This is a genomic window from Amycolatopsis sp. NBC_01307, from assembly GCF_035975215.1.
GTDB lineage: Bacteria > Actinomycetota > Actinomycetes > Mycobacteriales > Pseudonocardiaceae > Amycolatopsis.
Genome location: NZ_CP108403.1, coordinates 8,816,167 through 8,839,295 on the forward strand (window position 1 = coordinate 8,816,167; position 23,129 = coordinate 8,839,295).

At 71.4% G+C, this 23,129-nt stretch carries 24 protein-coding genes and 1 pseudogene; 14 read left to right on the forward strand and 11 right to left on the reverse strand.

From position 1 onward, the window contains the following. Positions 1-228: 228 nt before the first annotated feature. Together OG439_RS39110 and OG439_RS39115 are read left to right on the forward strand one after the other, a co-directional pair. Complete coding sequence (locus OG439_RS39110; RefSeq protein ID WP_323325508.1) at positions 229-588, forward strand: rhodanese-like domain-containing protein; 360 nt, start codon at positions 229-231, stop codon at positions 586-588. Between the two features lie 2 nt (positions 589-590). Continuing rightward, a complete protein-coding gene (locus OG439_RS39115) occupies positions 591-1,631 on the forward strand; it encodes a DUF4328 domain-containing protein (protein WP_326945540.1) in 1,041 nt (346 codons plus the stop codon). On the opposite strand, the gene OG439_RS39120 is transcribed toward OG439_RS39115, so the two are convergent. Then, on the reverse strand, positions 1,628-2,224 hold the full coding sequence (locus tag OG439_RS39120) for a TetR/AcrR family transcriptional regulator (RefSeq protein WP_326945541.1): 597 nt from the start codon (positions 2,222-2,224) through the stop codon (positions 1,628-1,630). The two genes, OG439_RS39115 and OG439_RS39120, sit on opposite strands and share 4 nt — an antisense overlap. A 95-nt stretch (positions 2,225-2,319) precedes the next feature. Between OG439_RS39120 and OG439_RS39125 the strand changes: the two genes are divergently transcribed. Together OG439_RS39125 and mca are read left to right on the forward strand one after the other, a co-directional pair. Continuing rightward, positions 2,320-3,681, forward strand: coding sequence for a DHA2 family efflux MFS transporter permease subunit (locus tag OG439_RS39125; RefSeq protein ID WP_326945542.1), 1,362 nt, complete (start codon positions 2,320-2,322; stop codon positions 3,679-3,681). After that, positions 3,678-4,517 carry a mycothiol conjugate amidase Mca gene (gene mca, locus OG439_RS39130; protein WP_326945543.1) on the forward strand — a complete coding sequence of 280 codons (840 nt, stop codon included), beginning with the start codon at positions 3,678-3,680 and terminating at the stop codon, positions 4,515-4,517. The genes OG439_RS39125 and mca overlap by 4 nt, the downstream gene beginning before the upstream one ends. Before the next feature lie 371 nt (positions 4,518-4,888). Here the strand turns inward: mca and OG439_RS39135 are convergent, their stop codons facing one another. Further along, entirely contained in the window at positions 4,889-6,055 is a 1,167-nt protein-coding gene (locus OG439_RS39135) for a cytochrome P450 (RefSeq protein WP_326945544.1), read from the reverse strand. Positions 6,056-6,108: 53 nt separating this feature from the next. Between OG439_RS39135 and OG439_RS39140 the strand changes: the two genes are divergently transcribed. The 4 genes from OG439_RS39140 to OG439_RS39155 all read left to right on the forward strand — a co-directional run bounded on the left by OG439_RS39140 (position 6,109) and on the right by OG439_RS39155 (position 9,050). Then, a complete protein-coding gene (locus tag OG439_RS39140; protein ID WP_326945545.1) occupies positions 6,109-6,990 on the forward strand; it encodes a DUF5926 family protein in 882 nt (293 codons plus the stop codon). Between the two features lie 176 nt (positions 6,991-7,166). Continuing rightward, positions 7,167-7,520 (forward strand): DUF952 domain-containing protein, encoded by a 354-nt coding sequence (locus OG439_RS39145; protein WP_247059826.1) that lies wholly within the window; start codon positions 7,167-7,169, stop codon positions 7,518-7,520. A 202-nt stretch (positions 7,521-7,722) separates the two neighbouring features. Continuing rightward, positions 7,723-8,229, forward strand: coding sequence for a SigE family RNA polymerase sigma factor (locus OG439_RS39150; RefSeq protein WP_326951729.1), 507 nt, complete (start codon positions 7,723-7,725; stop codon positions 8,227-8,229). Next, on the forward strand, positions 8,226-9,050 hold the full coding sequence (locus OG439_RS39155) for a hypothetical protein (protein WP_326945546.1): 825 nt from the start codon (positions 8,226-8,228) through the stop codon (positions 9,048-9,050). Before OG439_RS39150 ends, OG439_RS39155 begins: the two co-directional genes overlap by 4 nt. 78 nt (positions 9,051-9,128) lie before the next feature. Here OG439_RS39155 and OG439_RS39160 read toward each other — a convergent pair whose 3' ends face one another. From OG439_RS39160 to OG439_RS39170, 3 genes are all read right to left on the reverse strand, one after another. Then, entirely contained in the window at positions 9,129-9,683 is a 555-nt protein-coding gene (locus OG439_RS39160) for a ferritin (RefSeq protein ID WP_326945547.1), read from the reverse strand. Positions 9,684-9,833: 150 nt separating this feature from the next. After that, positions 9,834-11,018 (reverse strand): arginine deiminase, encoded by a 1,185-nt coding sequence (locus OG439_RS39165; RefSeq protein WP_247063848.1) that lies wholly within the window; start codon positions 11,016-11,018, stop codon positions 9,834-9,836. Positions 11,019-11,058: 40 nt separating this feature from the next. Further along, complete coding sequence (locus OG439_RS39170; protein WP_326945548.1) at positions 11,059-11,871, reverse strand: CPBP family intramembrane glutamic endopeptidase; 813 nt, start codon at positions 11,869-11,871, stop codon at positions 11,059-11,061. Between the two features lie 22 nt (positions 11,872-11,893). Between OG439_RS39170 and OG439_RS39175 the strand changes: the two genes are divergently transcribed. Beyond that, a complete protein-coding gene (locus tag OG439_RS39175) occupies positions 11,894-12,355 on the forward strand; it encodes a PPOX class F420-dependent oxidoreductase (protein WP_326945549.1) in 462 nt (153 codons plus the stop codon). Here the strand turns inward: OG439_RS39175 and OG439_RS39180 are convergent. After that, the gene (locus OG439_RS39180; RefSeq protein WP_326945550.1) at positions 12,347-13,141 is read right to left on the reverse strand and encodes a DUF2470 domain-containing protein; all 795 of its coding nucleotides are present in this window, start codon (positions 13,139-13,141) and stop codon (positions 12,347-12,349) included. The genes OG439_RS39175 and OG439_RS39180 overlap by 9 nt on opposite strands. A gap of 166 nt (positions 13,142-13,307) precedes the next feature. Here OG439_RS39180 and OG439_RS39185 point away from each other — a divergent pair, with 166 nt between their 5' ends. After that, entirely contained in the window at positions 13,308-14,357 is a 1,050-nt protein-coding gene (locus OG439_RS39185) for a hypothetical protein (RefSeq protein ID WP_326945551.1), read from the forward strand. On the opposite strand, the gene OG439_RS39190 is transcribed toward OG439_RS39185, so the two are convergent. After that, positions 14,324-15,565, reverse strand: a complete 1,242-nt coding sequence (locus OG439_RS39190) for an MFS transporter (protein WP_326945552.1) — start codon at positions 15,563-15,565, stop codon at positions 14,324-14,326. The genes OG439_RS39185 and OG439_RS39190 overlap by 34 nt on opposite strands. A gap of 92 nt (positions 15,566-15,657) precedes the next feature. Between OG439_RS39190 and OG439_RS39195 the strand changes: the two genes are divergently transcribed. Next, complete coding sequence (locus OG439_RS39195; protein ID WP_326945553.1) at positions 15,658-16,572, forward strand: LysR family transcriptional regulator; 915 nt, start codon at positions 15,658-15,660, stop codon at positions 16,570-16,572. Here OG439_RS39195 and OG439_RS39200 read toward each other — a convergent pair. Next, positions 16,569-17,042: a DUF4231 domain-containing protein gene (locus OG439_RS39200; protein WP_247059836.1), complete on the reverse strand. Its 474-nt coding sequence runs from the start codon at positions 17,040-17,042 to the stop codon at positions 16,569-16,571. The two genes, OG439_RS39195 and OG439_RS39200, sit on opposite strands and share 4 nt — an antisense overlap. Before the next feature lie 233 nt (positions 17,043-17,275). Here OG439_RS39200 and OG439_RS39205 point away from each other — a divergent pair. Beyond that, positions 17,276-17,534, forward strand: a pseudogene (locus tag OG439_RS39205) (IS110 family transposase); the annotation flags it as partial. Between the two features lie 179 nt (positions 17,535-17,713). Here the strand turns inward: OG439_RS39205 and OG439_RS39210 are convergent. The 3 genes from OG439_RS39210 to OG439_RS39220 all read right to left on the reverse strand — a co-directional run bounded on the left by OG439_RS39210 (position 17,714) and on the right by OG439_RS39220 (position 21,512). Then, on the reverse strand, positions 17,714-18,451 hold the full coding sequence (locus tag OG439_RS39210) for a hypothetical protein (protein ID WP_326945554.1): 738 nt from the start codon (positions 18,449-18,451) through the stop codon (positions 17,714-17,716). Beyond that, entirely contained in the window at positions 18,451-20,259 is a 1,809-nt protein-coding gene (locus OG439_RS39215; protein WP_326945555.1) for a substrate-binding and VWA domain-containing protein, read from the reverse strand. The genes OG439_RS39210 and OG439_RS39215 overlap by 1 nt, the downstream gene beginning before the upstream one ends. Before the next feature lie 80 nt (positions 20,260-20,339). Beyond that, positions 20,340-21,512, reverse strand: coding sequence for a homogentisate 1,2-dioxygenase (locus tag OG439_RS39220; RefSeq protein ID WP_326945556.1), 1,173 nt, complete (start codon positions 21,510-21,512; stop codon positions 20,340-20,342). A gap of 85 nt (positions 21,513-21,597) precedes the next feature. Here OG439_RS39220 and OG439_RS39225 point away from each other — a divergent pair, with 85 nt between their 5' ends. Next, on the forward strand, positions 21,598-22,452 hold the full coding sequence (locus tag OG439_RS39225; RefSeq protein WP_305879381.1) for a hypothetical protein: 855 nt from the start codon (positions 21,598-21,600) through the stop codon (positions 22,450-22,452). After that, positions 22,449-23,090, forward strand: a complete 642-nt coding sequence (locus OG439_RS39230) for an IclR family transcriptional regulator (RefSeq protein WP_247059844.1) — start codon at positions 22,449-22,451, stop codon at positions 23,088-23,090. The genes OG439_RS39225 and OG439_RS39230 overlap by 4 nt, the downstream gene beginning before the upstream one ends. The last annotated feature ends 39 nt before the right edge of the window (positions 23,091-23,129 follow it).

Genomic DNA, 23,129 nt, shown 5'->3' on the forward strand with positions numbered 1-23,129 from the left:
GCCTTCCGCACGGGCGTGCGGAAGGCCCCCTTCGCCCTGTCGCCCCGCCAATCACGCGAGATCCGCCCCCAATCACGCGAGATCCGTCTCTGATCACGCGAGATCCGGGTTCCGGCACCCGGATCCGGGTGCGCTTTCCGGCACGAACGGTCCGTTCGTGCCTGTTCCGTCGCGAACGGACCGTTCGTACGCACACCTCACACGCGGGCAACGCCCTGACATGGCAGCATGGTCAACGTGGTGAGCCCCGCTGAACTGCCGACCGCCGAGGTCCGCGACCTGCCCCAAGACGGTCTCGTGCTGCTTGACGTCCGCGAGGACGACGAGTGGGCCGCCGGGCACGCGCCCGGCGCCGTGCACATCCCGATGGGGGAGCTCCCGGCCCGCGTCGGCGAGCTGACCGACCTGCCCGACGACCAGCCGATCCACGTGATCTGCCGCAGCGGCGGCCGGTCCGCCCGCGCCACAGCGTGGCTGAACCAGAGCGGCTGGGACGCGGTGAACGTCGCCGGCGGCATGGGCGCGTGGCACCGCGAAGGGCGGCCGATGGTCGGCGAGCACCCCGGCATCGATCCCGAAGTGATCTAGCCTTGCACCCGGGTCAGCCTCCGGCGGGACAGCCGTACCCACCCGGGTACTGGCCGCGTCCGGCCGTGCCGCCGCCGAACCCGCAGCAGCTGCAGGGCCGGGCGCTGGCCGCGCACCCGGAGCCGTACCCGTACCACCGCCGTCCGGTCCACCGGCCGAAGCTGCGCTGGGTGGCCACCCCGCCGCCCGGTGCCTGGCCGCGCCGTCGGGCGGTGGCCCCCGAGCGCTACTACGGCCCGCCGTCCTACCCGGTGCCGCCGCGCTGGGGCTTCCCGAACCTGGTCTGGCGCCGGCCAACGTCGGTCCCGGGCACGGCCTCCGACGCCGTCCGCCCGATCGACCGCGTGCGGGTGCTCAGCCGCAGCCTGGTCGGCATCCTCTTCGCGTTCTCGGTGCTCACGGTGGTCGCCGCCAGCGCCGAGGTCTGGCGGTACGTGCTGCTCGTCCAGGGCCGCGACTCCGCGCTGACCCGCTCGGTCGTCGCGTTCTCCGACGGCTTCGTGCTCACCGCGGGCCTGCTCGCCTCGATCCTCGCGCTGCTGCCGGCGGGGCTGTCGGTCTGGTGGCTGCTGGTCGCCCGGCACGCGGCCGCGGACGCCTCGGGCGACGACCCGCCGCGCCCGGTGTGGCAGGTGCTGGTCGGCATCCTGGTGCCGATCGCGAACCTGCCGATGGCGCTGTCGATCGTCGGCGAGCTGGAGCACGCGGTGCTGGGCCGCGCGCGTGACGTCCGGCCGAAGCCGTCCCGCCAGGTGCTCGTCTGGTGGGGTGCCTGGCTGCTGAACTGGATCATGCTGGGCGTGACGATCGTCTGGCGCTTCCGCACCGACGTGCAGTCGATGGCGGACAGCGTCGTCCTGGTCGCGCTGACCGACCTCGCGGCGGCCGCGCTCGCGGTCGTGACGGCGCTGGTCGTGCGGCGGTTCACGGCGTTGCTGGCGCCGTCGGACGCGATGGGCGTGCGCGAGCTGCGCGTGCTGAAGGTCGACGGCGCGCCCGAGCCCGAGCTGCGGACCAAGCGCCCGGCCGGCGCGGCGCGCTAGTAGGTCCCGAAGACCGGCTCCAGCTGGTCGAAGGCCTGTCCGGCGAGGGGCCACACGGCGGCGGCGATCTGCTTCGCGGGCTCGTCTTCGAGCGTCCGGTCGAAGACCTCCTGGAAGAGCACCCGCAGCACGGTCGCGAGGTGCGCGGCGGCCAGCACCGGCCCGAGCTCCCGCTCGGGGTGCCGGCCGATCAGGAGGTGCGTGAGCGCCTCCTCGCGCTCGCGGTGCATCTCGTGCAGCGCGTTCGTCAGGACCTGGCTCTCCTTGATCATCCGCGCGAACCCCCGGCCCGAAAAGCCGACGAGCGCGTGTTCGGCGCCCAGGGCCTCGAAGTAGATCTCGCGCGTGTCGTGGAAGGCGCTGTCGTGGATCAGTGACGCGGGCCAAGTCGCGAAGTCCGCACGGATGTCGAAGACCAGGTCCTCCTTGCGCGGGAAGTGGTTCGTCACGGTCATCTTGGCCACCCGCGCCTCGGCGGCGATCTCCGCGATCGTCACGTCCTCGAAGCCGTTCCGGATGAACAGGCCGGTCGCGACGTCGGAGATGTTCCTCCTGGTCTCGTGCTTCTTCTGGGCCCGGAGTCCCTCGCTCATGCCGTCACTCTACTGGGTCGGACCCAAACTTGTGCTTGACCCATCGAGTGGGTTCGACCTAATCTGAGGTCGGACCTAGCGAATGGGGGGTGGGCATGACCACGGCAGTCCGGCCGGACAAGGCGCTCTGGCGCCTCGGCGGTGTGCTGATCATGGGCGCGGTGCTGTCGATCCTGGACGCCACGATCGTGACCGTCGGGATCGACTCGATCGCCCGTGATCTGCGCAGCCCGCTGACGACCGTGCAGTGGGTCGCCAGTGCGTACCTGCTGGCGGCTTCGGCGGCGATCCCGCTGTCGGGCTGGCTGACCGACCGGTTCGGCGGCCGCGCGGTCTGGCTGACCGCGGTCGCGCTCTTCACAGCGGGCACGCTGCTGTGCGGCTTCGCGTGGTCGGCACCCGCGCTGATCGGATTCCGGGTGCTCCATGGCCTGGGCGGCGGCCTGATGCAGCCGGTCGGCCAGGCGGTGTTCGCGCAGGAAGCGGGCCCGGCGCTGGGGCGGATGATCGGCGTGATCACGCTGCCGGCCACGGTCGCCCCGGCCCTCGGCCCGATGCTCGGCGGCGCCCTCGTCGCCGGCTTCGGCTGGCGCTGGATGTTCTTCGGCATCGTCCCGCTGGGCGTGGCGACGTTCTTGTTCGCCCGCCGCCTGCTCCCGGCCCCGGAACCGGGTGGCGTGCGCGAACCACTCGACGTCCGGGGGATCGCGCTGCTGTCCCCGGGTCTGGGCGCGTTCGTGTACGGCCTGGCCGAAGGCGTCGTCGTAGCCGCGGTCGCCGGAGCGGCGTTGCTGCTCGCGTACGGCGTCCACGCGGCCCGGGCCCGATCGGCGGTGCTGGACCTGAAGTTGTTCCGGGACAAGGGTTTCGCGGTCGCCAGCGCAAGCACGTTCCTGCTGGGCGCGTCGCTGTACAGCTCGATGTTGCTGCTCCCGCTGTACTACCAGCAGGTGGACCACGCGAGCGCGTTGCAGGCGGCCCTGCTCCTGGCTCCCCAGGCGGTGGGATCGGCAGCGGTGCTGCTCATGGGTGGCCGCCTGCTGGCCCGGTTCGGCCCCCGCACGATGATGCTGGCCGGGATCACGTTGTCCCTGCTGGGCACGATCGCGTTCACGCAGCTGGGTTCGTCTCCCGGCGGCGTCCTGCTGACCGTGTCCCTCCTGATCCGCGGCGCGGGCCTGGGCGCGGCGACAACCCCAGGCATGACCACGCTTTACGGCTCCTTGGAGCGATCCCGCATCCCCCGAGCGGCGAGCGCGTTCAACGTGGTCAACCGCATCGGCGGCTCCCTGGGCACCGCGCTCCTGGCGGCGATCCTCCACCACGAACTGGCCGGAACCGCCGCCCCCACGGCGTTCGGCACCACCTTCACGTGGGCCTTGGCGTTGTCGGCCTTGACCCTCGTCCCCGCAGCGTTCTTCCCGAAGTCCTCAAGCCCGAAGAGGAGCCTGGCATGACCTTCCGCCTCCTGAGCGTCCACGCCCACCCCGACGACGAGTCCAGCAAAGGCGCGGCAACCCTCGCCCGCTACGCCGCCGAAGGCGTCGACGTCCTGGTAGCAACGTGCACCGGCGGCGAACGCGGCGACGTCCTCAACCCAGCCCTCGACACCCCCGAAACCCACGCCGACCTCCCGGCCATCCGCCGCCGGGAAATGGCCGCGGCGGCCGAGATCCTGGGCGTCCGCCAGCAGTTCCTGGGCCACACGGACTCCGGCCTTCCAGCCGAAGGTGAGCCACCACCCGAAGGCTCGTTCGCTGCCCTGCCACTGGAAGAGGCGGCCGCCCCACTGGTCGCACTGATCCGGAAGTTCCGCCCGCACGTGGTGATCACGTACGACGAAACGGGCGGCTACCCCCACCCGGACCACATCCGCACCCACGAGGCGACGATCGAGGCACTCACCGCGGCCGCCGACCCCACCCGCTACCCCGGCAACCCGTGGCAACCGCAAAAGCTGTACTACCAAGCAACCCTGAGCCGAGCGTGGTTCGAGGCCATCCACAAAGCCACCCTCGCTGCAGGCCTCACATCGGCCATGGGCCCGGTCCTGGACGAACTACCGCCCGAGGACAAGCTGCCGATCACCACCCAAATCCGCTGCGAGAAGCACTTCGCAACCCGAGACCGTGCACTCCTGGCCCACACCACCCAGGTCGACCCGGCGCACCCGTTCTTCAGCCACTCCCGCGAAATCGAGCGAGAGACCTGGCCCTTCGAGGACTACCACCGAGCCCACCCAGCTCCGGGCCCGGAGCTGGAGACAGACCTGTTCGCAGGACTCACCCCATGACCCGCCACCCACGCCCACCTGCCGCGGCTCACCCACCCCACGACGGCGACTCTCCACGCAGGCCAAAGGTTCCTCCAGCCGAGCCACCGCATTCGCCCCGCAGGCGTTTCCGACCCGCTACGGCGACCGCCCACACAGGCCGGGGGGTCTTTCAGCTGAGCCGCCGTGTTCGCCCCGCGGGCCGCGGGCCTCCCAACCCTGGCTACAACGACCGCCCACGCAGGCCGCGGCTCACGCCCCCGACCATGGCGACCACCGCAGCAGGTCAGCCATCGGCTGGACTGGCGACGCGGGCAACACGAGCCCCCCGGGGCCCAATTACCGCGGCCCTCGCAATGCGGCTCACCCAGCGCCAGCCCCGCGTCCGTAGCTCAGGCCGTGACCCGCAACTCCCGCAACCCGCGGATCACGAACTCCGGCCGTCGCGGCGGCGCCTCCACCAGCCGCAGCCCCGGCAACTTTTCCGTCAACGCGGTCAGCGCCGCCGCGATCTCCACCCGAGCGAGAGGAGCGCCCACGCAGTAGTGAATCCCCATGCCGAAGCCGAGGTGCGCGTTCGGGGTCCGGCCGATGTCGAGGCGGTCCGGCTCCTCGAACACCTTCGGGTCGCGAGCCGCGGCGCCCAGCAGCGCACCGATCTTCTGGCCGCGCTTCACCTCGAAGCCGGAGATCGAGACGTCCTCGGTCGCCGTCCGCTCGAACAGCTGCAGGGGTGCGTCGAACCGGATCAGCTCCTCGACGCACGGATCGAGCAGCGTCGGCGTCGCCAACAGCCGATCCCATTGGTCCCGATGGGTGAGGAGGGCTGTGATGCCGTTGCCGAGCACGTTGACCGTCGCCTCGTGGCCGGCCATCAGCAGCAGCACCGCCGTCGCGACCAGCTCGTCGGGCGTCAACTCACTTCGCAGGAGGTCACTGATGATGTCGTCACCGGGCGCGGCGGCCCGGGAAGCCGCGACTGAGCGGACGTACGAGACGAACTCGCCGGCGGCCTGCTCGGCGGCGTCGCGGCCCTCTTCGGGCAGGTCGTACTCGTACATCTTCACGATCGCGTTGGACAGCTGCACCATCCGCGGCCCGTCGGTGCCCGGGACGCCGAGCAGCTCGGCGATCACCGCGACCGGCAGCGGCTGGGCGAGGTGCTCCAGCAGATCCGCGCTGCCGTCGGTGGCGATGGCCGCGGCCAGGTCGTCGACCATCTTGGCGGCGAGCGTCGCGACCATCGGGCGCAGGCGCTGCACGTGGCCGCGGCCGAACGCGCCCGCGATCAGGCGGCGCAGCCGCGTGTGGGCCGGCGGCTCGTTCTCCAGCAGGGAGTTGCGGTGCAGCAGGTTGAACGAGGCGAACCGCTCGAGCGGCTGGGCGTCCTGCCAGATCCGGCCCAGCCCGCGGTGGCGCAACACGGCCGACGACGCGGCGTGCGACATCGCCAACGCCAGGCCGAGCTCCTCGTGGAAATGGACGTCGCCCTGTGCGCGGAGAGCGGCGAAGGCGGGGTACGGGTCTTCGAGGAAGTCAGGATCGCGGGGGTCGAACACGTCGCGAGACTAACCCTTCGATAGCGTTCCAGGCCGAGCCAGAGGAGGCAGCCGTGGGCAAGGGCGCGCGCAAGAAGGGTCCCAAGCAGGCGTCGGACCGCAAGCCGAAGGTGCGCGACGTCTTCGTCGGGCAGCCGTTCGAAGGGCTGGCGGCGGAGCCCGAGCTGATCGCGCTGCGTGAGTTCGTGCCGTCCGCGACGGCGAAACTCACCCTCGCCGACGGCGGGGACGTCACCATCGCCACCGTGCTGCCGATGGCCGCGGCCGCGTTCGTCCGTTCCGACGGTGAGCGCTACCTCGGCCTGCAGGTGCAGACCCGGTCCTCCGACATCAGCCGCGACCTCGGCCGCTCGCTGAAGTGGCTGCTGGACGCCAAGGAGGGCGACGTCCTCGGCGTGCCGGACACCACCACCCCGCCGGAGGCCGACGAGCACACCCGGCTGCAGGACCTGCTGACCCCGGGCGCCGAGCTCGACGTCGCGCTGCACAGCGACTTCGCGTGGTGGCTGCCCGAGGACGCGGACGCCACCGGTGACGTCGCGGTGTCCCTCGAGCGCGCCAACGCCGCGATCATGCCGACCGAGCGGCTCGGCTTCGGCGCCTACTGGGTGCTCGCCGGCGAGAAGGCGCACCTGCGCTGGGTCCGTCCGGAGTCGGAGAACCTGCTTCTCCAGGCCCTGGCGCGGCTGTCCGCGGCCGGTGAACTGGGCCTCGGTGAGGGCTCGCGCTACGCGGGTTCGTTCCGGGCGCACGGCCTGCTCGTCCCGGTCTGGGACCTCGACTCCGAGGCCCACGCCCGCGAGTGGGCGGACGCGAAGGACGCCCTGGGCGCCCGTCTCGACACGGCGCTCAAGTCCCTCGACGCCGAGCCGCTGAACGCCGCCGAGCGGCGGGCGCGTGACGGCCTGATCGGCCGTCAGCTCACCCTGCGCTGACCGAGAGCCACGAAAGCCACGAAAGGGCCGTCCCACACGGGGCGGCCCTTCGTCATCCGGCACCGGACTGCCGGTTTCACCGGGTGCTCTCCCACATGCTCGATGAGCGTTCAACCAGGCATTATGTGGCGCACGAGACACCGCCGCCGGATCGCGCTGGTGGGACCATTCTCCGCGTGATACTCCACATCTGCGGGGCGGCCGACTGGGCCGAGGCCGTCGAGGGCGGTGAATACCGGGCGCCGTCGCTGGATGACGTCGGGTTCATCCACTGCTCCGACTTCGGCACGGCGCACCTGCCGGCCAACGCGCTCTACCAGGGCCGGACCGACCTGGTGCTGCTCGAGATCGACCCGGCGAAGCTGGGCGTCCCGGTCCGCTGGGAGGACGGCGAGCCGCCGCATCCGGCCGGGGTCTGGTTCCCGCACGTGTACGGCCCGATCCCGCGTGCCGCCGTCGTGGACGTCCACGAGTTCACCGAAGTGGCGGACGGCGGCTTCCGGCTGCCGGAGTCGCTCGCGCTCCGCTGACGCGGAGCACGTCAGAGCGTCTCCGACATTCGTGCGGGGACGCGGGCAACCTGAGGGGGTTGTGATGCGTGTTGGGGAGGAAGGTGACTCGGCTTCTGGCTACCCGACCCCGATGGGAGGCGATACGGTGACCGCTGCGGCACCCGTCTTCACCGGGGGAGATACCTGGGTGACCAGCGCAGGCCGAGGGAGGGCCGCGACGTTGCCGGGTGAGCTCGCCGACTTCGGGGACTTCGTGCAGGCCGTGCTGCCGGGGTTGCTGCGCTACGGCCACGCGCTGACCGGCAACCCGCACGACGCGGCGGACCTGGTCCAGACCGTGCTCGAGAAGATGGGTTCACGCTGGACCTACGTGCACGAGAAGACCGGCGACCCGCTGGCCTACGTCCGCCGCTCGATGGCGAACGCGCACGTCAGCCGGTGGCGCCGCACGCGCCGCGAGAACCTGGTGGCCGACCTGCCGGACACCGATCCGCACGTTCCGGACGACCCGTTCGAGCACGAGCCGCTGTGGCGCGCGTTACGAACGCTGCCGCCGCGGCAACGCGCCGTGATGGTGCTGCGTTACTACGAAGGTCTCTCGGAAGCGGAGATCGCCGGTGCGCTCGGTGTCACGCAGGGCACCGTCAAGAGCCAGGCCAGCAAGGCGATCGCGTCGCTGCGGATGAAACTGAAGGCGGCCGACGGCGAAGGGAGTGACGCGGGTTGAACATCTCCGAGGACGAACTGGAGCAGCGCCTGCGCGCCCTGTTCGCCGATGAGCGGCTCGACTTGCCCCCGCCACCCGACGCCGGCACGGTCATCGTCGTCGGTGCGCGCCGCCGTCGCCACCGTCGTCAAGGTGCGCTGACCGCGGTCGGCGTCGCGGCCGCCGTGGTGTTCGTGGCCGGGGGGCTCACCGTGGTGCGGCTCCACACGGACGAAGGCACCGCGGTGATGTCCGCCGACGGCGCCTCGATCAGCGTCAAACCACCGGAGAACCTCACGCCCGGCCGGCAGCCCCAGCCGCCGGCCCCCGAGCCGACCAGCACGCAGGACATCGACGTCTCCCCGCCGGCGGGGTCATCGCCCTCGCGGACGGTGCCGCCGTCGTCGGCCCAGCCGCCTTCGAAGCTCCCGGCCGTCCTGAGCGGGCCACTGCTCGCCTCGGACGGCTTCGGCGCCCTCAAGCTGGGGATGTCCGAGGCCGAGCTGACGGCCCAGGGGGTCACGTTCAGCGACGAGCAGGCCGGCGCGAGCTGCTCCACGTACACGGCGCAGGGCAGCGGAGTGCCGGCTGCGGCGACCGTCGTCATCTCGAAGGCCGTCGGGCTCACCGTCGTCACGCCGGAACAGGCGGCGCACACCGCCGAGGGCGTCGGCGCCGGGTCCACGAAGGAGCAGGTGCTCGCCACCTACCCCGAGGCCAAAACCGAGCCGGGCGGCATCGTCGCCCCGGCCCGCAGCACTTCGGAGTACCACTTCCGGCTCGACGACACCGGGGTCGTGCAGACCAGTCTGATGAGCCTCAACCAGGACTGCGCCGGCTGACCGGCGCCGCACACGGAAAACCCGGGCTGTCCACAGGGGGAGAGCCCGGGTTTTCCGGTCTTCGTGGTGGGAAGTCTTCTAGAGCGCCCCGCCGGCCACCGGCGGCATCTGCGCGTCCGCGCCGGCGTCGCCGACGGATTCGCGGTGCAGGTGCGCCTCGACCTCGAACAGGTTGCCGTTCGCGCGCTTGACGATCGTCAGCAGCGTGTTCATCTGCGAGATCTCTTCGACCTGCTCCTTGAGGAACCACTGCGTGAACTGCTCGCTGATGTAGTCCTCTTCGGCGCGCGCCGCCCTGGCCATCGTGGAGATGTCGGTGGCGACCTCCTTCTCCTGCTCAAGCGCGAGCTCGATGAGCTCGGTGACGCCGGAGAAGTCGTTGCGCACCTCCCCGGTGCCGGGGATGTCGACGTGGTGGTCGCGGTCGAGCATGAACTGCACGAGCGCCATCGCGTGGTTGCGCTCTTCGACCGACTGCTTGTAGAAGTGCTTCGCCAGCTGCGGCAGGTCCTCGGCGTCGAACCACACCGCGAGCGCGATGTACTGCTGGGACGCGTTGAACTCGTTGTGGATCTGCGCCTGCAGCAGTTCGTAGAACTTGGAGCGCGGTTCTTTCTTGTTGATGAGGGCCATGCCTCTTACGGTACGTCAGAATGCGATTCAATGCCACTTCAGAGTGGTGATCTATCCCCTATTAGGTTACCATTCCTAAAGAAAGACGAACCTAATTTTGGTAAGCCTTCCCTAAATTGTCGACGCCATTTAGGGAAGGCTTACTTTCATTCACAGAGGGTCGCGGCGCACCGGGCAGGACATGCAGCGCGGGCCACCCCGGCCGGAGCCCAGCTCGGACCCGGCGATCGGCAGTACCTCGATGCCGGCCGCCTCGAGACGCTCGTTCGTCTCGACGTTCCGTTCGTAGCCGACGACCACGCCCGGCGCCAGGGCCAGCGTGTTGTTGCCGTCGTCCCACTGCTCGCGCTCGGCCGTGACCGGGTCGAGGCCGGTGTCGATGACGCGCAGCCGGTCGATCTCCATCGCCTCGGCCGCGGCGGCCAGGAAGGGCGTCGGGCCGGCCACCTTGACGCCGCCGTCGCCGGTCGGGCGGATGGTGAACGCCATCAGTGAGTCGCGGGCCAGCGGGTACATCACCACCGCGTCGGCGTCGACCATCGTGCAGACCGTGTCCAGGTGCATGGTCGCGCGGGACTGCTCGATCGGCACCGCCAGCACGGTGTGCGCGATGCCGTCGGCGAACACCGAGCGGGCCAGCGACTCGGCGCCGGCCGCGGTCGTGCGCTCGCCGACGCCGATGGCGAGCACGCCCGGCGCCAGCAGCATGACGTCGCCGCCCTCGATGGGCGCCGAATGCGCGCCGTACGCGCGGGCGGCGTGCCGGAAGTACGGGTGGTAGGCGTAGATCAGGTCCAGCACGGCCGTTTCGCGACGCCGTGCGGGCATGGTCAGCGACGAGATCGCCACCCGGTCGCCGATCCACGCCGACGAGTCGCGCGTGAACAGCAGGTTCGGCAGCGGGTCGACGGCGAAGTCGTGCGGGTGGTTCATCATCCGCACCAGCGACGCGCCTTCGGCCGACGGCAGCTCCTCGAACGTCATCCCGGCCATCAGCACCTCGGCGAGGCCGGCCGCGTCGACGCCCGAAAGGTGCGACCGCAGTGAGTCGGCCAGGTCGCCGCCGAGACGCCGGTCGTCGACCGCCGCGTGGACGCCCGACGCGTGCGCGCGGGTGTCCTCGAGGGCCGTGCGGAGCGCGTCGGCCAGCAGCAGGACTTCGACGTCGCGGCCGCGCAGCACTTCGGCGAACGCGTCGTGCTCCGCCTGGGCCCGGTCGACCCAGGGGATCGAGTCGAACAGGAGCTGGTCGTTGTTGCGGGGCGTCAGCCTTTTGAGCTCGTTGCCGGGCCGGTGCAGCAGCACCGCGCGCAGAGGTCCGACTTCGCTGTCCACCCGGGGAGGTGTCGTTTCGTCGATCACCACCCGAGCTTAGTCAAGGCAACCAGGAAACGTGACCCTTCAGCAGGGCATACCCGACGAAGGACACGAAGTCGAACAGCGTGTGCGCGGCGACGAGCGGCCACAGGCGGTTGGTCTTCTGCCAGAGCCGCCCGAACACCAGGCCCATGATCAGGTTGCCGACGAACCCGCCGAAGCCTTGGTAGAGGTGGTACGACCCGCGCAGCACGGCCGCGCCGAACAGCGCGTTGTTCTCGCGGACGCCGAGCTGGCGCAGCCGGGTCAGCAGGTACCCGATCACCAGCACTTCCTCGGCGAAGGCGTTGCCGAACGCCGAGAGCGTCAGCGAGATCGGCCGCCACCACGTGTCGTTCAAAGTGGACGGTTGCACCGCCAGGCTGAAGCCGAGGTGGTAGGAGATGAAGTACAGCGCCAGCCCGGGAATCCCGATGACGGCGGCGAGCGCGACGGTCAGCAGCGCGTCGCGGCCGGGGGAGCGGCGGTCCAGCCCCACCTGGGTGATCTTCACGCCCGCGCGCCACAGCAGGTACAGCCCGAGCGCGCCCCAGCCGACCAGCTGCGCGGCCGAGAGCAGCTGCTTGAGCAGGTCGATCAGGCTCGCCGCGGCCTGCGGCACGTTGAGCTGCACCTGCTGCTGCGCCAGCGGTGCGGGCTGCAGCAGGGAGTCCACAAGGGACAGCAGGCTGCGCACCCCGGACAGGCCCAGCGTGATCCCGAAGACGATCAGCAGCTCGATCTTGATCGCCTTGCGCTCGCGCGGGTCCTCGATCGCGTCCGGGAAGTCCGGGCGGGCCGGGGCCAGCCACGATCGCGCGGTGAAGGTCATGCGCGCACGCTACCTTCGACGTATGCCCAGGACTATCGCCACCAACGAGACCGTCGACCGCGCCGAGCTGGTCGAGTTCCTGTCCACTCGCCACCGCGCGATCCTGCTGACGACGAAGGCCGACGGCGGCGCGCAGCTCTCGCCCGTCACCTGCGGCGTCGACGCCGAGGGCCGGCTAGTCATCTCGACCTACCCGAAGCGCGCGAAGATCGTGAACATCAAGCGGAACCCGCAGGTGTCGGCCTGCATCCTGTCCGACGAGTGGAACGACCGGTGGGTTCAGCTCAACGGCACCGCCGAGGTGCTGGACATCCCGGACTCGGTCGAGCCGCTCGTCGACTACTTCCGCAGCATTTCGGGCGAACACCCGGACTGGGACGAATACCGCGAAGCCATGGTCAAGCAGGGCAAGAGCATCATCCGCGTGACGATCGAGAGCTGGGGCCCGCTCGCGAAGGGCGGCTTCCCCGCCGAACTAGCCTGACGCGCCCCGCAGGAACGGGCAGCCGACGAGCCGTCGCAGCTCCACCGCGAGCTGCGGCGGGCTGTCCACGGACTTCGAGAACGCCAGCCGCACGTCGTGGTCGCCGGCGTCGGACTCGACGCGCAGCCGCAGGCCGAACCGGTCCAGCCCGAGCGGGCGGATCCGGCCGCCGCGCAGGTCCGCGGGCAGGTGCTTGGCCAGCTGCTCGACGACGTCGGAGTGGTCGCTTTCCAGGTGCCGCAGCCACTGGGCCTCGTAGTCGTGGAACGGGTCCGGCGGCGCGGCGCTGAACATGTGCGGCCGCAGCGAGTGCGTGCCTTCGGCGTCGGCGAGCACGAGTGACGCGGGAGTGAGCCGCAGCAGCGTCAGGCCGTGGCCGACGTCGAGGAGCCGCTCGTCCGGCCGGCTTTCGGCGATCGCCACCGCCCGCGCGCGGGCCGAGACCGGCGACAGCGGCCGCAGCCAGCCGGTGATCCAGAGCAGGCCGCGGATCGGCTCGCGCAGCTCGACCGGCGCCTGGTCGGCGAGCTCGACCATCACGGCCAGCTCGCCACGCTGGGTTTCCTTGCTCGCGCGGACCATCGGGTGCTCGTCGGGCAGCAGCACGCTCACGCTGCCGCTGTGGTGCACGTGGTGCAGGACCGGGACGACGCGCTCGGACTCCAGCCCGGCGCGTTCGCAGGTGGGCATCAGCGACGCCGGGCCGTTGCGAGTCGCGATCGTCTTCGCGCGCTCGGCGGGGTTCGGGGCCGGCGGGCGGCGGATGGATGTCGGTGCTTCGGTCACGGCTCACCTCCTACTTAGGTGAGCCTAACCTGAATCCGCCGGTCTGGGTAGTCGCTCGTTCGCGGCGGCGGTCACGAGCCGCTCCGCTGAACGGAGCATCCGGTAACGCCGATGACCGCTTTACCGAAAGGGTCGGTGACCAGTGCCGACACGGTGGGGGCCCAGCGTGCAGATCGTCCCGGTTCCCGAACGCGTGCGCGCGTTCGAGTTCGACCCCGCCATGCCGTCCGGTGCGGTGCCGATCTTCGGCGAGTACCTCGACCGGATCGGCCGGAGCACCGCGAACCAGCGGCTGGTCGGCCTGCCGTTCGTGTTCCTCGGCGTCACCCAGTTCTTCACCGGGACAGGCATCGCGCTGCCCGTGTCCATCGTCGCGCTCTTCGGCGTCTTCGAGCTGTTCTGGATCTACCGCGGCCGCGCCTGGGTGCCCGAGACGCGGCTGAAGCGCGTGCCGTTCCGGCCGGTCGACATCACCGCGGACGGCCTGGTCGCCGTCGGCCGGACGGTCGGCGTCCGGCTGCCGGACGGCCGCTGGCTGCGGATCCGGCTCACCGAGGCGTACCGGCTGCTGCTGGCCGGGCACCGGCGGGTGTGGCTGCTGGGCTCGGGCCCGAAGGTGTTCGTGGGCTTCCCCGGCGTCGTGCGCGTTCGCCGCGCCCGGATCCACGACGCGCCGCCCGCGGGCGCGGTCGCCGTCGCGCCCACGGCGTGGTCCGGCTCGCCGCGGCTCGACCCTGTGCTCGCCGCGCACCGGCGCCGGCTCGCCCGCGAGCTGTGGGAAGCCGCCGCGTTCCTGCTGGCCCTGGCCGGGTTCGCGACCTGGGTGCGGCTCGACTTCCCGGCGGACGACCGGCTGACCGGGTTCGCCGTCTCGACGGCCACCGGGTTCGCGGTGGTCGCGCTGGCGGGCGCGATCGCCGTGCTGACGCGCTCGGTCGGCTACCTCCGGCCGCAGCCGGCGGAGCACTGGACCGAGCTGCGCGCGGTGCTGGACGGCCCGGTGCGGATGAGCGCGCACGGCTCCGCCCGGGTGAGCGGCCTGACGATGCTCGCCGACGGCCGGGTCGTCCCGTTCCGGCTGCGCGACGTCGACGCGTCGATGGCCGCGAACGTCGCGACGACCGGCCGGCTGTGGATCGCCGGCGTCCCGCGCCCGGGCCGGGCCGCCACCGGCGTCCCCGGCTACCCGGTGCTGGGGACGGTCCGGCTCGGCTGAGCGGGCGTGCGGTCGCGGCGGGGCAGCAGGAACGGCGTCGCCAGGATCAGCACGCCGGCGACGCCGATCGCGACGCGCGGGCCCATGACGCCGGCGAGCACACCCCAGAGCGCGGTCATCGCCGCGATGCTCGCCCGGGTGCTGACCGACCACGCCGACAGCGCCCGCGCGACGCGGTCGGCGGGGATCTGGTCGAGCCGGTAGGTGGCCAGGACCGGGTTGTAGACGCTGCAGAAGAAGATCAGGCCGAACTCGATGGCCATCACGAAGGCGAGCCCGCCGGGGCCCGCGGGCAGGAAAGCCAGCCCGAGCAGCCAGAACGCGCGCAGTACCCCGGACGTCCACAGCACCTTGTGCCGGCCGAACCGCGCGACGAGCCGCGGGGTCAGCCGCGAGCCGACGAGCCCGCCGAGGCACGGCACCGCGAACGCGAGCCCGTACTGCCACGGCGTGAACCCGAGCTGCCCGAGCATGAGCACGGCCAGCAGCGGCTCGGTCCCCATGATCAGGCCGTTGAACAGCAACGTGTTGAGGAGCAGCGGCCGCAGGCCCGGGTGCGTCAGCAGGAAGCGCCACCCCGCGGCCAGATCGCTCGCCCGCAGCCGCGAAGCCGTGCGCGCGGGTGGCGGTTCCGTCCCGCCGATCGCCCGGATCCCCAGCGCCGAAAGCAGGAAGCTGACGGCGTTGGCGACCACCGTCGTCACCGGCCCGAGCAGCCCGAACGCGGCGCCGCCGAGTGGCGGGCCGAGCGCGGTGGCCGTCCAGGTCGTCGACTCGAACCGCCCGTTCGCGACGAGCAGGTCTTCCGGCGGCACCAGCGCCTTCAGGAAAGCGCCGCTCGCCGCGGTGAAGGCGATGTCGGCGGAGGCGACGATGACCGACACGAGAAGCAGCTGCGTGAAACCGAGCCAGCCGAGCGCGTAGGCCACCGGCACGGTCATCAGGGCCGCGAACCGGACCACGTCCATCAGCACCATGACCGGCCGCTTCGGCCGGAACTCGATCCACGGCCCCAGCGGCACCGCCACGAGCGCCCCCACCGCGGGCCCGACGGCGGCCAGCACCGAAACCGCCGTCGGCCCGCTGTGGAGCACGAGGATCGCCAGCAGGGGAAAGGCGCCGAACCCGAGCCACGTGCCGAGCGTGCTGACGGCGTAAGCCGTCCACAGCCATCTGAACCGCGGTCCCAGCGACCGCCTGCGCATCACCCGGAGAGCAAAGCGAAGAAGACGTCCGCGGGGCAAACAACCGCCGTGGCGGCGAGCCACAACGGCGCGTTGTGGTTCTAGAGTCGGCTGTCGTGGACCTCGATGCCGTGCGCACGTTCGTCGCCGCCGCGGACGCGGGCCGCTTCCAGGACGCCGCGACCGACCTCGCGGTCACCCAGCAGGCCGTCTCCAAACGCATCGCCGCGCTGGAGAAAACCCTTGGTGTGCGGCTGTTCACGCGCACCGCGCGCGGCGCCCGGCTGACCGGCGACGGCGAGGCGTTCCTGCCGCACGCCCGCGAGCTGCTGCTCGCCGAGGCGCGGGCGGTGGCTTCCGTGCGGTCCGGCCGCCGCGCGCTGCGCGTCGACGTCATCGGCCGGCGGCTGGGGACGGCGACGCTGCTGCGCGGCTTCCACCGCGCGCACCCGGACGTCGCCCTCGAAGTCGCGACGTTGTCCGACGCCGACGCGGCGGTCGCGGCGGTCCGGGACGGTTCGATCGACGCGTCGTTCCGCGCGGTGGCCGTCCGGGAGCTGCCCGACGGCGTCGAGGCGACCCTGGTCCTCGACGAGCCGCTCCAGCTGCTCACCGGCCCCGCGCACCCGCTGGCGGACGCCACCGTCCTGCGGCTCGACCAGCTGGCCGGGCACCGGATCTGGATGCCCGGCCTGGTGCCCGGCGCCGAATGGACCGCCTACTACGCCGAGCTGGCCACCGCGTTCGGCCTCTCGATCGACGCGCTCGGCCCGAACTTCGGCACCGAGGTCCTCCTCGAAACCATCGCCGACGCCCCCGACGTCGCCACCCTGGTCGGCGCGGAGATCCGGCTGTCGTGGCCGCCCGGCCTCGACCTGCGCCGCGTCCCGCTCGAAGACCCGACGCCGGTCTACCCGCACTCGCTGATCTGGCGGGCCGACAACGCGCACCCCGCGCTGGCCCGGCTGCGCGCGCACCTGCGCCCGGGCGCCCGGGCCGCCACGACGTGGCGGCCGAGCTGGGCCGGCTAGGTCGTCTTCGCCGCCCGGGAGCTGCCGTACGACAGCCGGAGCGCGACCCAGCCGTCGCGCTCCCCGGCGCAGATCTCCTCGACGGTCTCCACCAGGACGGCGGCCGCACCGGAGGTGGCGTAGGTGCCGTGGTGGGCGGCGAAGAGCGCGATCTCCTTCTCGATCGCGTACCGCGCCCGCGTCCGGCTGGTCCAGTTCTCCTTGTAGCCGCCCAGCGCCCGGACGCCGTTGATCAGCACCGCGAGCGACCCGACGGCGGCGATGAGCCGCGCGTCGATGGCGAAGGCCGCCAGCACGGGGATCGTGGCGGTGACGACCAGGCTCGACATCTCGACCACGGAGTGCCGGCGCCGCGCGGCCCACGAGTTCCGCTGGTAACGCCGCCACTCGGCCAGCACCGACGGCGGCACGGGCTCGTCGTCGACGCCCTTCGCGTCCAGGACCCACTGACTTCGCGACTCTGCCTTCATGGGACGGAAGTTCACACCAGCGGGTGATCCGGTCAAGCACGCGGGGCCTGCTCGGCGGCGGTCTCACCCGGCTGCCACAGTTGTCCACACCCGGCGTCGGTTGTGGACAACTCCGTGGGCCAGAACGATTTCCGGCCTTCCGGTCGGTCGGCGCCGATAGACTGGGAACACGGCCGCCACCACCAGGCAGGTCCCGTCGTGGCGTGGGTGCCGCTGCCGGGTTGGCGATGCGCCGCATCGCCAACCGGATCCGCGGCCCGCTCACCGGCATTCACTACGCCCTCGACCACGCCATCGGCTCGCGGGTCAGCCACCGGACGTGCCGGAGATCCTCTCCCGTTGCGGCGGCCCCACCGGGATCGCCAAGGCCGGGCGGCGCAACTCACCGCGATCGCGAAGGTTCACGCGCCTCGCGTGGGCGACAAGCTCATCGACTCGATCGTGACCGCGCCGGCCGAGCAGACCGTCACCGTCCCGGGCACCGCAACCGCGGTTTCACACGGCTGCCGTAGTTGTCCACACCCGGCGCAGGTTGTGGACAACTCCGTGGGCCAGAACGATTTCCGGCCTTCCGGTCAGCCGGCGCCGATAGACTGGTCCCGGGGTCGCCCCCCTGGGAGTGGTGGGGGATGTCTGGACCCTCTTAGGCGGGGCAGGCGGCAAAATCCGGGTCAGCCCAGTGATCGGCGCGTTGCCTGTTCCGTCTCCAGGACTCCCTGGCGGATTCCCTCCAGCTGGTCGCTCAGCTCGCGGACCGCGCCCGTGTCCACGGCGAAGTCCGTCGTCGCCGCCGTCAGTTCCGCTACCCGTGCCACCAGGCTGTCCAGGCCCAGCGCGCCCGACTGCAGCTGCGCCAGCAGCTTGTCCCGCGCTCCCGACAACCGCGCGTGGACGTCCGCCTGGGCCTGGACCGCGCTCAACGCCGACTCCAGGTCACTCCGGACGTCCTCGTGGGCCGACTTCAACTCCCCTTGCAGCCGGCGCTTTTCCCGCGCGACGCCCTCGAGGTCGACGCGGGACAGCGCCTTTCCCGTCGCCGAGGCGCGGCCCGCCAACCGTTCCAGCGTCGACAGTGTCTCGCGGACCACCGGTTCCATGTCCGCCACGCGGTCGGCCAGCGGGCCCGCGCCGAGGGAGGCGCTCAGCGAAGCGAACCCGTCGGCGGCGTGCTCGGCGCGTTGCAGCCAGTTGGCCTCCGCCGACCCCGGCGTGACGTCCAGGACCCGTGCTTCGCGCGGCTGAGGCTCCTTCTCGCGGGTTGCGAGCGCGACGCCGGCCCGGGCGGCCAGTACCGCGACGCCGACGCCGAGCGCGGCGACCACCGGCAGCTGCACGGCCCACGCCACGCCGGCCGAAGTGGCGCCGAGCAGCAGCCCCCACGGTTCGGCCAGCTCGCGGACGAATCTCATCAGAAGTTCGAGATCACGGACGTGAAGACCTGGTTGATCGAGTCCGGTTTGGACGAATCGTATTCCGACCCCTCGGTCGACTCGGCGATCTGCTTGAGCACGTCCTGGTCGGCGTCGCCGCCGTAGGCGATGGTGAACAGCCGGACCGTCTCCGCGTTGCCCTCGGGCCGCAGCTGCGGCAGCAGGTGGTCGAGGTCGACGCCGCCGGAGTCCTCGTTGCGGCCGTCGGTGAGCACGACCACGGCGTTGATCGCGGCCGGGTCGAGGTGTGCCTTCATGTACTCGTAGGCGGCCAGCGACGAGTCGTACAGCCCCGTGCCCGCCTGCGGCGTCAGCCCGCTCAGCCGCTGCGCCAGCGTTTCCTTGCCGCTGTTCCCGAGCGCCTGCACCGGGAGCAGCTCCTGGTAGTCCCGGTCGCCGTCGAGCTGCGTCGAGAACTGCCAGAGCCCGACCTGGTCGCGCGGCACGAACTGGCCGAGCGCGTCGATCGCGGCCTGCTTGGCCAGGTCGATCTTGCTCTTGCCGGTGCCCTTGACCTCGTCACCCATCGAGCCGGAAACGTCCACGACCAGCAGCACGTTCGCCTTCTTGCGCAGCTCCGTCCACGTCGTCAGCAGCTTCGAGAGCACCGACGGCGACGGCGGCTGCAGGAAGGTGATCTTCGCGTCCGGCTGCGCGCCGTTGGCCGTGGTCACCTGCGGGCCCGGCTTGCCGTCGAAGGAGCGGAACCCCAGCGCGGCGAACTTCTGCTGCGTCTCCGGCCCGCGCAGGTAGCCGAGGAAGTCCGTGGCGATCTGCTTGCGCGCCGGGTCGGTCCAGTTCAGCGTGACGAACGGGTGGTCGGAGTTGAGCGTGCCGTCCGACGGGTAGATCGCGACGATCGGCACCTTCGGCGGCGCGTGCTGGCCGACCTTGGCCGGGTCGTTCGTCGGGTTGCCCTGGTTGTAGCCGATCAGCGAGCTCTCCTCGACGGTCACCGCCGAGATGTACGACAGCGCCGCGCCCTTGTCGTCGGCCTTCTGCAGGTTCGTCAGGAACGTCAGCGTGTTGTCGCCGTAGTGCACGATCGCCTGCTCGATGTTCGTGACGAACTGCTTCGCCTGGGGCTTCTCGAGCGCGGCGGCGGTGAGGTCCGACGACGTCCCGGTCGCGGCGTAGTACGCGCCGATCGTGGCGTTCAGGCCGGCCGTGGAGATGTTCGGGTTCGTCTTGCCCAGCCGGAACTTGCCCCACTCCGGGTGCCCGAACTTCGCCCAGCCCGCCGGGTCCGTGGCCAGCGCGGCCAGGTCCTTCCAGCCGATCGGCTTGCCCGGCCAGCCGAGCGCCTCGGCCATCGGCTTCGGCATCGCGATGGTCAGCGGCGAGTTCGCGACCGACTGCGTGTCGCCGTCCGGCACGATCGACGCGCTGTCGCCCTTGGCGTTGACGCGCAGGAGGTTGACCCAGCCGCTCGCGGCCGGCGTCCAGACGTCGGGGCGCGGGCCGTCGGTGGCTTCGTTCCAGCCGTTGGCCAGCGCCTGCATCGCGACACCCGAGGACTTCGACTGCACGACGACGTCGACACAATGCCCGGCCACCGACCGCCCGGAGTAGGCCTTCGCGGCTTCCTGGACGATGCCGACCTTTTCCGGCGACGACGCGACGTGCAACGCGATCGCGTCCGAGCCGGTGCACTTCGGCGCGTCGGCCGTGTCGTCCGAGCTACTGGTCCAGGCCCGGATCCCGATGATCAACCCCGCGGCAACCACAATCGCGGCGATGAAGGGAAGAATTTTCCGCTTTCTTCGCGCTGGCTGGGAATTGATCATCGAAATTGCCCCCTCCGCCGACCGGAAAGTCCATTATCCGGTCGGCGGGGGAGCGCCGGGGGCGCGTTGCCGAAACTTGACTAACCCTTGGGGCCGCGGCGCGACCACGTCCACGCGTAACCGGGGTCTTCGGACGCGTCGGCGGCTTCGCCCAGTTCCAGTGGGGCGAAAGTGTCGACCATGACGGCGGTCTCGTCGAAGAACTCCGCGCCGATCGACGCCTCCGCCGCGCCCGGCTGCGGGCCGTGCGTGAAACCGGACGGGTGCAGCGACAGCGAGCCGACGCCGATCCCCGAGCCCTTGCGGGCCTCGTAGTTGCCGCGCACGTAGAACATCAGCTCGTCGGAGTCGACGTTCGCGTGGTTGTACGGCACCGGGATCGAGTCCTGGTGGTAGTCGACCTTCCGCGGGCAGAAGGAGCAGACGACGAAGTTCGGGCCCTCGAACGTCTGGTGCACGGGCGGCGGCTGGTGCACGCGGCCGGTGATGGGCTCGAAGTCGTCGATGTTGAACACCCACGGGTACAGGCAGCCGTCCCAGCCGACGACGTCGAAGGGGTGCGTCGCGTACGTGTAGCGGGTCAGCCCGGCGCGGTGGCGCACGAGCACCTCGACGTCCTCGCCGTCGGCCAGCAGCGGCTCGCTGGGCCCGCGGACGTCGCGCTCGCAGTACGGCGAGTGCTCCAGGAACTGGCCCTTCGCGGACAGGTAGCGCTTCGGTGGCCCGATGTGCCCGCGCGCCTCCAGCGTGAAGAGGCCGACCTCGCCGTGGGGGAGGACGCGGTAGGTGCAGGACGTCGGGATGACCAGGTAGTCGCCGTCGCCGATCTCGAGGCTGCCGTAGATCGTCTCGACGGTCGCGGAGCCGCCCTGGACGTAGAACAGCTCGTCGCCGGCCGCGTTGCGGTACAGCGGGCTGGGCGCGGTCGCCGTGACGAACCCGATCGAGACGTCGGCGTTGCCGAACAGCCGCCGCCTGCCGGTCACCGCGTCGGCGTCACCACCGAACTTGAGCTCGCCGGTCTTGTAGGCCCGCGGCTTGAGCGGGTGGTTCGGGGTGAGCGTCCCGCGATCCTCCTCGACGGCCACGGCGTCGACGATCGCCGTCGGCAGCCCGCGGTGGTAGAGCAGCGCGGAGTCGGCGGAGAAGCCTTCGACGCCCATCAGCTCCTCGGCGTAGAGCCCGCCGTCCGGCTTGCGGAAGGCCGTGTGCCGCTTGTGCGGGATCTCGCCTACTCGCCGGTAGTAAGGCATCGATGTCCCCTCCTGACGTGTCCGTTGTGCGAACGATTTTGTCCTCATGTCGTACGCTACTAGCGTGTCATTCGTGTCAAGCGCTGTGGAACTCACGCCCCCCGGCCCCCGTGGGATCCCTCCCCTGTTCGCGAGGCTCGTCGACGACTCGGCGCTGTTCCCGCCGGGCGATGCGGCCATGCCCGAAGCCCTGCGCGCGCACTTCGCGAGCCGGGAGTCCGAACACGCGGGTGTACTGGGGGTTTTTCTCTGCCAGGCGTCCCGTCTGCCCGAGCTGATCACCGAGTTGATCAAGATCAAGCCGAAGCAGCCGCTGCCGCTTTCCTTGATCATCGACACCGGGCTCGGCGGCGTGCCGAAGGCGATCTCCATCGTCGAGTCGCGCAGTGAGCTGCTCGCGTTGCGGATGGTCGAGATGCCGGCACCGTCGGACGTCGACGAGGTGTGGCTGGAACGCGTCTCGGAGTTCGTCCCCGAGGACGTCATCCGGGTCGTCGAGCCGCGGCGCGGCGTCGGCTGGCTCGAGGGTGTCCGCAAGGTGATCGAGCACGGCAGCTGGCCCAAGATCCGCTGCGGCGGCAAGGCGGGTGAGAACTTCCCGAGCGTCGACGAGGTGGCGGACTTCCTGGCCGTCGTCAGCGGGTCCGCCGGTGCCTCGTTCAAGGCGACGAACAGCCTGCACCGCGCGGTCCGGCACGCCGACCCCGGCACCGGCTTCGTCCACCACGGCTTCCTCAACCTGCTCGTGGCGTCCGCGCGCAGCCTGTCCGGCGGGGACGTCCGGGCGGCCCTGGAGGAGACCGACGGCCAGGCGCTGGCCGACGAGGCCCGCGCGCTGCCCGAGCCGGCCGCGAAGGCCGTGCGAGAGCTCTTCGCGTCGTACGCGGCGGCCTCGTTCGACGAGCCGGTCGCCGACATGGGCGAACTCGGCTTGCTGTGACCGGCCGGGAGGGGTCGCTGACGCTCGACCGGGGCTTGGCGCTGCTGCAAGCGGTGGCCGACGCCGGCGGCGACGCGGCGACCATCTCCGAGCTGGCCGTGTCCATCGGGGCCAGCCGCGCGGCCGTCTACCGGCTGCTCGTGCCGCTGTCCGAGCGCGGGCTGGTCTGGCGCGACGGCACCAAGGTCCGGCTCGGCGTCGGCCTGCTCCGGCTGGCCGGGCAGGTCCTGCCGCAGCTGCGGGACGCGGCCGGCCCGGTGCTGCGCGAGCTGGCCGAGAAGGTCGGCGCGACCGCGCACCTGTCGGTCGAACAGGGGGCGCAAGCGCTTGCGGTGGCCGTCGTGGAGCCGTCCTGGACGAGTTTCCACGTCGCCTACCGCGTCGGCAGCCGGCACGCGCTCAACTCGGGCGCGGCCGGCAAGGCGATGACCCTGCGCCCCGGTGGCGACGGCTGGGTGACGTCGGCCGGTGAGCTGGAAGCGGGCGCGTCCGGCGTCGCCGCGCCGGTGCGCGGGGTGCCCGGGCTGCGGGCGAGCGTCGGCGTCGTCTCCCTCGAACCCCTCAAGGCCGCCGAGGTCGGGCCACAGGTCGTCGCGGCCGCCGCCCGGCTGACCGAGGTGCTCCGAACGGACGCGTAGTTGGCGCATCGGCGCCGGGATGTGATCTCGTGGTGTCAG